Origin of the sequence: Bradyrhizobium valentinum, from assembly GCF_001440405.1 — a bacterium.
Taxonomy (GTDB): Bacteria; Pseudomonadota; Alphaproteobacteria; order Rhizobiales; family Xanthobacteraceae; genus Bradyrhizobium; species Bradyrhizobium valentinum.
The window spans coordinates 69,000-79,933 of sequence record NZ_LLXX01000038.1 but is presented as its reverse complement, the minus strand read 5'-3'; the positions used below and the strand labels follow the sequence as shown (position 1 = coordinate 79,933).

At 61.1% G+C, this 10,934-nt stretch carries 8 protein-coding genes and 1 pseudogene; 4 read left to right on the top strand and 5 right to left on the bottom strand.

The genetic code is table 11. The features are described from left to right. Positions 1-79: 79 nt before the first annotated feature. Positions 80-506, bottom strand: a pseudogene (locus CP49_RS07390) (PKHD-type hydroxylase); the annotation flags it as partial. A gap of 469 nt (positions 507-975) precedes the next feature. Here CP49_RS07390 and CP49_RS07385 point away from each other — a divergent pair. From CP49_RS07385 to CP49_RS07375, 3 genes are all read left to right on the top strand, one after another. Next, positions 976-2,148: an efflux RND transporter periplasmic adaptor subunit gene (locus CP49_RS07385; protein WP_057849629.1), complete on the top strand. Its 1,173-nt coding sequence runs from the start codon at positions 976-978 to the stop codon at positions 2,146-2,148. Further along, on the top strand, positions 2,145-5,291 hold the full coding sequence (locus CP49_RS07380) for a multidrug efflux RND transporter permease subunit (RefSeq protein WP_057849628.1): 3,147 nt from the start codon (positions 2,145-2,147) through the stop codon (positions 5,289-5,291). The genes CP49_RS07385 and CP49_RS07380 overlap by 4 nt, the downstream gene beginning before the upstream one ends. Positions 5,292-5,352: 61 nt before the next feature. Then, positions 5,353-5,922 (top strand): invasion associated locus B family protein, encoded by a 570-nt coding sequence (locus tag CP49_RS07375; RefSeq protein WP_082645896.1) that lies wholly within the window; start codon positions 5,353-5,355, stop codon positions 5,920-5,922. Positions 5,923-6,698: 776 nt separating this feature from the next. On the opposite strand, the gene CP49_RS44375 is transcribed toward CP49_RS07375, so the two are convergent. From CP49_RS44375 to CP49_RS07355, 4 genes are all read right to left on the bottom strand, one after another. Next, positions 6,699-6,944, bottom strand: a complete 246-nt coding sequence (locus CP49_RS44375) for a hypothetical protein (RefSeq protein WP_156438137.1) — start codon at positions 6,942-6,944, stop codon at positions 6,699-6,701. A 665-nt stretch (positions 6,945-7,609) separates the two neighbouring features. Then, complete coding sequence (locus CP49_RS07365) at positions 7,610-8,398, bottom strand: 3-hydroxybutyrate dehydrogenase (protein WP_057849626.1); 789 nt, start codon at positions 8,396-8,398, stop codon at positions 7,610-7,612. Positions 8,399-8,483: 85 nt separating this feature from the next. After that, positions 8,484-9,275 (bottom strand): acetoacetate decarboxylase, encoded by a 792-nt coding sequence (locus tag CP49_RS07360; protein ID WP_057849625.1) that lies wholly within the window; start codon positions 9,273-9,275, stop codon positions 8,484-8,486. A gap of 35 nt (positions 9,276-9,310) precedes the next feature. After that, positions 9,311-10,462, bottom strand: coding sequence for a DUF3734 domain-containing protein (locus CP49_RS07355; RefSeq protein WP_057849624.1), 1,152 nt, complete (start codon positions 10,460-10,462; stop codon positions 9,311-9,313). A 174-nt stretch (positions 10,463-10,636) separates the two neighbouring features. Between CP49_RS07355 and CP49_RS48570 the strand changes: the two genes are divergently transcribed. After that, on the top strand, positions 10,637-10,759 hold the full coding sequence (locus CP49_RS48570; protein ID WP_276326833.1) for a hypothetical protein: 123 nt from the start codon (positions 10,637-10,639) through the stop codon (positions 10,757-10,759). The last annotated feature ends 175 nt before the right edge of the window (positions 10,760-10,934 follow it).

The following is a 10,934-nucleotide window of genomic DNA, read 5'->3' as shown; positions in this document are numbered from 1 at the left end:
GACAACGGCGCGGCCGGCGACAGCATCGCCAGCGCGGAGATCACCGCGAATGTCATCGCGCGAGAAAGAGACATGTTCTTCATACTTTGGCCCAGTAGCGGATCAGGTTATAGATACCGGTCAATTTGACCGTTTCAGGGTCACCTCGCCCAAGCCGCTCCATCGGGGCTTGGATCAAGGTATCGAAATCGAAGATCAGGCTGCGGGCGTATCCAACCCCTATCATGCTCTGCAGCCAGAAAAAAGACGCCACTCGCACACCTCGCGTAATCGGCGTGACCAGATGCAAGCGAGGTCCCGGCCGAGAGCTTGATTTCCTGGGAACCGTAGAGGTCCTGCACCACCAGCTCGCCGCCATCGTACTCGTCGGGTTCGGACAGAAACAGCGTCACCGGCAGGTCGGTCCGGATCCGCAAGCCAGTGAGACGATCTCCCCTCAACGCGTTGTCGGCATGGAGGCCGAAATGGTGCCCGCCAAAGGCCTCGTAGCGGTTAAATAGCGGCGGATCGCTTCCGAGCGTTCGGCCGCCCGAGTTGATCCTCGCTTCAAAGCGACGCGACCTCGGTGCCTTTGCAAAATTCATTGTGCCTCTGATCAATTTCAATCCACGCTAATCGACATGCGGCGAGTAGTCCCGCGGTAGGTACCGAGCGAGAAATTTTGGGTCAACGCGGTTGAAGCAGGACTCCGGTTAAATCCGCTCAGATCACAGCGATTCTAATCTGTAGTTTGAAATGATTCTAAGAACTCCGCCGCAACCAATCGTCCATTCAACCCTGCGCGAAATTCACGCCGGAGATCGCGAGAGATTTGGCGGCGCCGAACCATGCCCGTCGGAGCGTCAGACCTTTCCAATTGTTTAGGATTCTCAAGCCTTAGTGTTTGTACACCTCAAACGCGCGCGCTTTATATCTGGCCTGATGGGAACTCTTCCTGAACACCATTGGTCTTGTTCCTGAACCCGTGAGTCAGGCATGTCGAGTTCGCGCACCGTCCGTTGGGTCTTGTTGCTCGCAGCGATCGCCGCGCTGGGTTATTTGGGCTGGCAGCGATTCCACGGCGAGAACCACGCCGTACAGGCTAATGCCCAACCGCGCGCCCCGGCCCGCGTCGCCGTTCCCGTCAAGATCGCCCCGGTCGAAAAGGCCGATTTCCCGGTCTATCTGACCGGCCTCGGCACAGTTCAAGGCTTCAACACGGTGCTGGTCCGTAGCCGGGTCGACGGCCAGATTAACAGGATCGCATTCCAGGAAGGCCAGCTCGTCAAGGACGGCGACACGCTGGTCGAGATCGATCCGCGGCCGTTCCAGGCTGCGCTCGATCAGGCCAAGGCCAAGAAGGCGCAGGACCAAGCCAATCTCGCCAATGCCAACCTCGACCTGCAGCGCTCCACTCGGCTCGGTGAGTTCGCGACCCGCCAGCAAACGGATACCCAGCGTGCTTTGGTCGCGCAACTGACGGCGCAGGTGGCCGGCGACGATGCAGCAATCGCCAATGCGCAGACGCAGCTCGATTACGCTACCGTCAAGGCGCCGTTCTCGGGCATTGCCGGCATCCGCCAGGTCGATGTCGGCAACATCGTCAACGCCGCCACGCAGACCGGTATTGTGACCATCGCCCAGATCGAGCCGATTGCGGTGATCTTTACCGCGCCCGAAGACCAGTTGCCGGATATCAAGGCCGCGCTGGCCGCCGGTTCTCCCAAGACGATCGCGCTCTCCACCGACGGCAAGCGGGTGCTTTCCACCGGCACGCTTTCGCTGATCAACAACCAGGTCGACACATCGAGCGGCACCGTCAGGCTCAAGGCCGTGTTCGACAACAAGGACCACGCGCTGTGGCCTGGCCAGTCGGTTTCAACCCGGCTACTCGTTGCGACGCTGAAGGAGGCCACCGTTGTTCCCGATGACGCCATCCAGCATGGACCCGATGGTCTTTACGCCTACACGGTCAACAAGGAGAACAAGGCTGAACTCCGCAAAATCAAGGTGACGCGCTCGATCGACGGCCGCTCGGTCGTCGATGAAGGGCTTGCGCCCGGCGAGCAGGTGATCTCGGCGGGCCAGTTCAAGGTTCAGCCGGGCACCCTGGTGACGACGGCGGTCGCCAGCTCGGATCAGGCGCAGGCCAAGGTGACCGGCGAATGAGCGCGGGATTCTCCGCCCCCTTCATTCGCTACCCGATCGGCACCTCGCTGATGATGGCGGGGATCATGTTTGTAGGCCTCGTCGCCTATCCCTTGCTGCCGGTCGCGCCCCTGCCGCAAGTCGACTTTCCGACCATCCAGGTTTCGGCCTCCCTGCCCGGCGGCAGTCCGGAAACCATGGCCTCGTCAGTGGCGCAGCCGCTGGAACGTCAGTTCGCGCAGATTCCCGGCGTCGCGCAGATGACGTCGACCAGCTATCTCGGAACCGCGGCGATCAATATCCAATTCGATCTCAACCGCTCGATCGACGCCGCCGCCAACGACGTGCAGGCCGCGATCAATGCCGCCGGCGGCCAACTGCCGAAAAACCTTCCCTCGCCGCCGATCTATCGCAAGGTCAACCCGGCAGACTCCCCTATCCTGATCCTGTCGGCGACATCGGACACGCTGCCGCTGACATCGGTCAGCGACGCCGTCGATGCCCAGCTTGCCCAGCAGATCAGCCAGATCTCCGGCGTCGCCCAGGTGATCATAGGCGGGCAGCAGAAGCCGGCGATCCGCATTCAGATCGACCCGGCGAAGCTCGTCGCCAAGGGGCTGTCGCTGGAAGACGTTCGCAGCCAGATCGCGATCACGACCGTTGACAGCCCCAAGGGCAATATCGACGGCGAGCGCCGCGCCTACACCATCTATGCCAACGACCAGTTGCCGAACTCCAAGGACTGGAACAACGTCATCATCGCCTACCGCAACGGCGGCCCATTGCGAATCCGCGACATCGGCCAGGCCGTCACCGGCCCGGAAGACGCCAAGCAGGCGGCTTGGGCGAATGGCAAGCGCGGTGTGTTCCTGGTCGTATTCAAGCAGCCCGGCGCAAACGTCATCGAGACCGTGGATCGGATCAAGGCAACGATGCCGCGGCTGGCCGCCGCGATCCCGCCGGCAGTCAAGGTCGAGGTGATGAGCGATCGCACCACGACGATCCGCGCCGCTGTCGAAGACGTGCAGTTCACCATGCTGCTCACTATCGCGCTGGTCGTGATGGTCATCTTCACCTTCCTGCGCAGTTTCTGGGCAACGGTAATCCCGGCCGTGACAGTGCCGCTGGCGCTGCTCGGCGCCTGCTCGCTGATGTGGCTAGTCGGCTATACGCTCGACAATCTCTCGCTGATGGCGCTCACCATCGCGGTGGGCTTCGTAGTCGACGACGCCATCGTGATGCTGGAGAACATCACGCGCTATATCGAGCAAGGTGAAAAGCCGATGGCCGCCGCCTTCAGGGGCGCCCGCGAAATCGGCTTTACCATCCTGTCGATCAGCGTCTCGCTCATCGCGGTGCTCATTCCGCTACTGCTGATGGGCGGCATCATCGGGCGGCTGTTCCGCGAATTCGCCGTCGTGCTGGCGATGACCATCTTCGTATCGATGGTCGTGTCGCTGACGCTGACGCCGATGATGGCCTCGCGCTTCCTGCGCGCCCATGGCGAGGTCAGGCATGGCCGGTTCTACCAATGGAGCGAGCGCGGCTTCGACGCGATGCTACGCGCCTATGAACGTGTTCTCGACCTCGCGCTGCGCTGGAAGCTCACCACCCTGATGATCTTCTTCGCGACGCTGGGATTGTCGGTCTATCTGTTCGTCCTCATCCCGAAGGGGTTCTTTCCGCAGCAGGACAATGGCCTGATCACGGCCACCTCGGAGGCCGGTCAGGATATCTCCTTCGCCGAGATGAAGCGGCGTCAGGAAGAGCTCGGCAAGATCGTGCAGGCCGACCCCGACGTGGCAACGGTCGCGATGGTGATCGGCGGCAGCGGCCGCGCCGGCAACAACGGCAATCTCTACATCACGCTGAAACCGCGCGACGAGCGCAAGGCGACCGCGCAGCAGATCATCGCCCGCCTGCGGCCCCAGCTCGAGAAGGTCGAGGGCGCCCGCCTCTATATGCAGGCGGCGCAGGACGTCCGGCTCGGCGGCCGGCCGACGCGAACCCAGTTCGAGTTCACGCTGCAGGACGCCGATCTCGCCGAGCTGAACGAATGGGCGCCGAAGATTCTGGCGAAGATGCAGACGCTGCCCGAGCTGCGCGACGTCGCCACCGACCAGCAGACCAACGGCACCACGCTGGAGCTCAAGATCAACCGCGACACCGCCGCGCGCTATGGCATCCAGCCGCAACTGATCGACGACACGCTCTATGACGCGTTCGGCCAGCGCCAGGTGACGCAGTTCTTCACCCAACTCAATACCTACAAGGTGGTGCTCGAGGTGCTGCCGGAACTGCAGGGCAGCCTCGATACCCTGAATAAGATCTACGTGAAATCGCCCGCAACCGGCGAGCAGGTACCGCTGTCGACCTTTGCGACCTGGACCAGCGTGCCGGTGCGGCCGTTGTCGATCAGCCATCAGGGCCAGTTTCCGGCGACCACGATCAGCTTCAACCTCGCGCAGGGCGTGGCGTTGGGCCAGGCCACCGATGCGGTGCAGAAGGCGATGGTCGAACTCGGCGCGCCGGCGACGCTGAATTCGAGCTTCCAGGGCACCGCGCAGGCATTTCAGCAGTCGCTCGGCACCGTGCCGCTGTTGATACTCGCCGCCCTCGTCGTGGTGTATCTGATCCTCGGCATTCTCTACGAAAGCTACATCCACCCGATCACGATCCTGTCCACGCTGCCGTCCGCCGGCGTCGGCGCGCTCGCCATCCTGATGCTGTTCGGCTTTGACTTCAGCCTGATTGCGCTGATCGGCATTGTGCTTCTGATCGGCATCGTCAAGAAGAACGGCATCATGATGGTCGATTTCGCCATCGCCGCCGAGCGCGACGAGCAGCTCGAACCAGAAGCTGCGATACGCAAAGCGGCGCTGCTGCGCTTCCGCCCGATCATGATGACGACGATGGCGGCGCTGCTCGGCGGCGTGCCGCTGATGCTCGGTACCGGCACAGGATCGGAAATCCGCCAGCCGCTGGGCTATGCCATGGTCGGCGGCCTGCTCGTCAGCCAGGCGCTGACGCTGTTCACGACGCCGGTGGTCTATCTCTATCTCGACCGGCTTTCGAACGCGTTTGCACGATGGGGGCGTTCGTCCGAGCCCAACCATCATGAGCATCTGGACGCTCATGGCTCGGTCAAGCAAGCGGCCGAATGACTTGACTTTGCGCGGGAACCGACACATCCGAAGGTAGTGTTCTACTTCGGAGGCCGGCTCAGTGAAAATTTCAGTAAAATTTGTATTCGCTGTCGCGACGATATTCGGTCTGTGCGGCCATGGCTACGCCCAGGCGCCAAAGGCCAAAAATGCCCCATCCGCCGCGGCGCAGGCAACGCCGGCTCCTACCGCCGCTGCGGCCGAGGGCGCGAATTCGTCCGCCCCTCCCGGCTGGGTTGCACGGTGTAGCAGCGCAAGCCGCGGCGCACCGCTCGAATGCGCGATCGAACAGACCGCCATCCTGACCAAGACCGGCCAGTTGATCGTGCTCATCAATATCCGCGTATCAGCCGAAACCCGCGCGCCGGTCGCCCTCGTGCAGTTGCCGCTCGGGCTCAACCTGCCGGCCGGCGCCAAGCTTCAGGTCGACGACGGCAAGCTGTCCGACCTGCAGATCCAGACCTGCGAGGCGCGCGGCTGCTACGCCAACGTCCCGATTTCGCCTGACATGTTGACGGCGTTGAAATCCGGCAAACAGTTGAAGGTCTCATTCCAGAGTATGGCCAAAGAGACCATCACGATCCCGATGCCGCTGGCCGATTTCGCCGCGGCGTATGAGAAGATCAAGTAAGCGCCGGCCACAGGCATTAACCCCGTCATTGCGAGGAGCGTCAGCGACGAAGCAATCCATGCTGCCTCGACGGAAAGATGGATTGCTTCGCTTCGCTCGCAATGACGGGATGCGCTGGCGGAGCCCTATTGCCGCGCCATCTCGGCGGCACCCATCCCCTCGCCGTCCAGCTTCTGGTCGTCATGCAGCATATCGACCGTCACCCGCAGCAATTGCCCGGTGAATTCGAATGGCGCCTCGTAGTGCGAAACCGGGCTGGAGCGGTCGCGGAAGCACCGTCACAAATAGGCTTCCTCCGCCCAAAAAGCTGCCGCTTCCGCGCTTGCCAAGGCACGGACCGAGCGAGTAGAACGACCCCGCCAGCGAGAGCGGCGATTTGCCAATCCCGCTCCGGCCGATTGCTCGGACTTCTGTATAACCTATTGATGTCGCTGAGCAATTATTGGGGAATGGTGTAACGGTAGCACAACGGCTTTCGGGCTAAGCCGTTGAAATCTCTCACTTGGTTTTGCAAACCCCCTCCATTTTGATCCGGCTATATCCGGTCACTTCTGAGACGTTTGCAAAACTCTTCTCGTTGTCCTCGGTGTTGAGCAGATTAGTTGGTCGATGGCGAAGCTGTCATCATTGGGGTTGACGGTGTTCCCGATTTCGATGTCCTGCACTCGCGCAAGCACGATGACGAAGTCCAGCCGTATGCCTTCGACATCCTGACGCTCGAGGGCGAGGATTTGCGCCCCCTCCCCTTGAGCCTACGCAAGACCAATCTGGCGCGGTTACTCGCGCGACGGCCATTTTCGTGTTCGCCAGGCACTGTCGCCCTTCGGCGGGACCGTGCTCGCGAGCGTGGCGGGCGAGCAGCCGCGTGGTCCACATTCATGCGGATAACCCGACTCCTTCTTCCGGCACGACGGCGATGTCAAATAGGCTTTCGCTTCCAGCGTGATCGTCGGCTCGCCGAACGGCCGCTTTGCGCCGCCATAACCGGCCATTCGCTCCGAGCCCGCGTACCTGCTTGCCATCGCCCGTCAGGATCCGCCACCCGGCGTCTCTCCGGATCAAGCGGTCGCCTTGGTTCGGGACCCGCTCGTCTCGATCGGGGACACCTGGATGGACCAATCGACACCACGCCGCATCCGATGCTCAAGATTGCTGAGGCGCCTCGTGGCGCACAGCAGTCGAACCATCTCGTTTTCAAGGGCTAATACCGGTAATCGCGTCCTAGTTGTTTCGTTGCGCGGTCCAATATCCCGAGCAGCGCCCGCCTCCTGCGCGGCCGCTCCAGGTCCCGCGACCGCCGTCTCGCGTTAGCTTCCCCGACCCTGATGCGTATTTGTCGTGGACCGTCACCGACGCGCGAACCGCGCCCGATCTGCCGACATACCCACTAAACTTTACCAGATTGGGATGCGTCACAATGCCGTCGTTAACGTTCACTGAGAAATTGTAGGTCGGATCGCAGGATCCGCGCTGTGTGACGAAGGTAAGATTCCAGGGACCGTCGTAAGAGGTTCGGGCTTCGGCAGCCGTCGCCAAGGTAAGGCAGGCACAGCCAATGACAGTCGCGATCAGTAGCTTGTTCATGATCTTCTCTCCAGAGGAATTGGTTGATGTTCAGTAGGTTGGGTACTGTTGTCTTCTTGGTCTATCGCTGCGTTTCAAGAGCCGGTGTGCATTTCGGCGGGCCCTACGCGGCCGTCCAGCCGCCGTCGATAGAGAGATTGGCGCCGGTGATTTGAGCGGCGTCTTGGCTGCAAAGGAACAGCGCCAGCGAAGCCACCTGCTCGACCGTGACGAATTCCTTCGTCGGTTGGGCCGCGAGCAGGACGTCGTTGATCACCTGATCCCTGCTCATGTTGCGCGCCTTCATCGTATTCGGGATCTGCTTCTCCACCAGCGGCGTCCAGACGTAGCCGGGGCTGATGCAGTTGCAGGTGATCTTCGACCGGGCGAGCTCCAGCGCCACCGTCTTGGTGAGCCCCACGATGCCGTGCTTGGCCGCGACGTAGGCCGACTTGAAGGGGGACGCGACCATCGAATGCGCCGAAGCCGTGGTGATGATACGGCCCCAGCCTCGTTGCTTCATGCCGGGAGTAACGGCACGGATCGCATGGAATGCGGAGGAGAGGTTGATTGCGATGACCGCGTCCCACTTTTCGACCGGAAAATCCTCGATCGGCGAGACATGCTGGATGCCGGCATTGTTGACGAGCACGTCCACGCTGCCAAACGTCCTCTCGGCAAACGAGATCATGTTGGCGATTTCCATCGGCTCGGCCATATTCGCAGGCGAATAGATAGCCCTCACCCCGAAATCGTCCTCGATTGCAGTCCGCGTTTTTTCGACATCGGCCGGTGCCCCAATCCCGTTGAGCACGATATTGGCGCCGGCACCCGCGAATGCCCGCGCATACGCAAGACCGATGCCGCTGGTCGAGCCGGTCACAACTGCGACCTTACCTTTCAGAATATTCATTTCGCCTTTCCTTGTTGATCTGTGACGGTCTTGCGGCTGGACGCCGAGGTACTTCCGGGCTCGCGCAGCCGATCGTGGTCGTCCATCATGTGACCAGACTTCTCTCGTAGCTCCGGAGCGGGCGCCGAACCGGCTGTTCCAAATAGTCGTGAACGACCTTGCCCAGCCCCAGGGTAAGGTCTGCGCGGATGTGGATCGCGGACACAATCTCGAGAACCGGCAAATCGGCCACTGGAGCCAAGGCGTGAGGCGTCAAGGAAAGAGCCGCGGGTCCGGTCCACGCCCCTTTCAAGACAAGTTGCTCAAGGCGATATTCGACGAGCTCACAGATACGTGGCGTACCGTCGACGTGCGGAATAATCTTGAGAAGGAAGTTCGGCTCTTCGAGAGCGGCCTTGACTTGCGCCAGGTCGGCTTCGCGATGCTTGTATCCCATCGTGCCGGTTGCTACCCGCAACGGACCGTAATCGAGAGTCCCGATGAGCGTATCGATCTCGGTCCGCAGCGTCGGCTGACCGAGCTTTTTCGGAAAGCCCCAGAGCTCCCGGCCGCCGGCGATGGGCCCCTCATCGTTCAGGAACATGCAGTGGGTGTAGCCGCCCCTGCGACCGCGGAACGACACCGGGATGACCTGGCCACTCTCGGTGTAGTCGCCAAAACCGCTGGAATCCGGCATGCGGATAAATTCGTACTTGACCAGCGCCTCGCGTTCGTCAAATTCAAGCGGAGGCGGAACGACCGACCGCAGCTTCGCCGGATCGGTGCGATAGGTGATGATCAGGTATTCGCGGTTGACGAACCGATACGGCCCCGGCGGATAGGCCGGATTGGTCAGCGGCATCGCGAACGCCCGCCTCACGACCTCATTCTCGCGCATTTGAATTCTCCTGTGAGTGGGAATGACCGGCTGGCCTACTCGCGACCATCCTGCTCAAGATCGAAGGTGGAGACGCCGTCCGCACTGGTCGGGCGCGCCAGCACCTCGGGATGACGAAGGGTGCGCAACGCATCGTGATAACCGGCGCGCCAATGATCCTGCATCGAGAGGCGGGAAAACTCGTAGTCCTTGGAGTGGCCTTCGTAGTCTCGCGCGCGATAGATCAGGTGGACGAGGCTGTGCACGTTGTGAGAGGCAGCCGTCCTGAGCAGCCTGACATCCTCCTGCTCGCGCAGATCTTCAGGCAGCCTGCTCAAGAGAGCTGCCAGCTCTCGCTGCAACCGGTGCAGGCTCTTGAACTGATCCGTGCTCGCTCGGGTGCGACTCGAATATTGAATTTCCTTTTGACGCGTAACGACGTCGGCCATATTGCGCGGAATTTGGCCGCGTGCGCTCCAGAGATCGACCTGAAACACAAGCGTGTCCTGACGGGCGCCACACTCGATCACATATTGCAACGGTGTGTTGGATACGAGTCCGCCGTCCCAATAATGTTCGCCATCGATCTCGACCGCAGGAAAGCCCGGCGGCAGCGCCCCACTCGCCAGGATATGCTCGGGGCGAATCGTATGGGTGGCAGTGTCGAAATAGACCAGATTGCCGGTCCTCACATTGACGGCACCTGCGCTGAACCTCGTCATACCGGCGTTGATACGATCGAAATCGACGAGCCGCTCCAGTGTCGTCTTTAATGCGCTCGTGTCGTAGATGCTCGTGGCGGCAAGCGTTCCACCCGCTTGTAGCCATGGCGTCAGTGGCCGCGCGGAAAAAAATCCATTTGCGCCAAACACCGCCGCAAAGCTCGCATTCACCTGATTGAGAAAATTGCGGGTGTGATCGCTATTCATCAAATCGGTGAACGGCGCGTCCAACGTCACCTGCGTCCAAAACTCGCGAAGCCGGTCAACGCGGGAATTGGGAGGATTGCCCGCGATAATTGCAGCGTTGATCGCCCCAATCGAAATGCCGGCAATCCAATCCGGATGGATGCTGGCTTCGGCCAGGGCCTCGTAGACGCCCCCCTGGTAAGCCCCTAGAGCGCCGCCGCCCTGTAAGAGCAACGCTATGCAATCGAACGGCGGAGGCCGGTCGATGGTCGTGAGGTGTGGTCGAGGCTGAAAGTTCATGGGTGTCGTGCTCTTTTGCGATTGCCCAAGCGCGGTTTTGTCTGGAACGGGTCCGTGTTGGGCTTCATGATCCGATTTAATAAACTATACCGTATAGTTTTATAATTGACCTGGCAAGCGTGCACGTTCACAAGCTCGTGCTGAAGCTGAATGACCGCCCACTCTCGGTGTTGGATGTTGGTCTTCCTCCCACTCGGAATTGAATGCGGAGGCTCAAAGCTGTTGCGTGCTGTTCTCGACCAGCTCGACACGCTGACGCAGCGCGAAATCCGCTTCAACGTCACGCAACTGCGGTGAACGAACCGGTCTCCATCACCAGCACCAGCGAAGCCAAGGCGCTTACGATATCCACCGCAGTGTTCGCAGGGTGAGATCCGTCCGCTAGTTGCAAACCAGAATGCGTCGGTGGCGCTTGTAGACGTAGTAGCAGTCGCTATCGGAATAAGCGCCATCGTTCGAACTGCCATAGGCA

Coding starts and splice junctions, on each gene's coding strand:
- CP49_RS07385 (WP_057849629.1), top strand. CDS start 976: ATGTCGAGTTCGCGCACCGTCCGTTGGGTCTTGTTGCTCGCAGCGATC.
- CP49_RS07380 (WP_057849628.1), top strand. CDS start 2,145: ATGAGCGCGGGATTCTCCGCCCCCTTCATTCGCTACCCGATCGGCACC.
- CP49_RS44375 (WP_156438137.1), bottom strand. CDS start 6,944: ATGGCAAGCAGGTACGCGGGCTCGGAGCGAATGGCCGGTTATGGCGGC.
- CP49_RS07365 (WP_057849626.1), bottom strand. CDS start 8,398: ATGAATATTCTGAAAGGTAAGGTCGCAGTTGTGACCGGCTCGACCAGC.
- CP49_RS07360 (WP_057849625.1), bottom strand. CDS start 9,275: ATGCGCGAGAATGAGGTCGTGAGGCGGGCGTTCGCGATGCCGCTGACC.
- CP49_RS07355 (WP_057849624.1), bottom strand. CDS start 10,462: ATGAACTTTCAGCCTCGACCACACCTCACGACCATCGACCGGCCTCCG.
- CP49_RS48570 (WP_276326833.1), top strand. CDS start 10,637: ATGTTGGTCTTCCTCCCACTCGGAATTGAATGCGGAGGCTCAAAGCTG.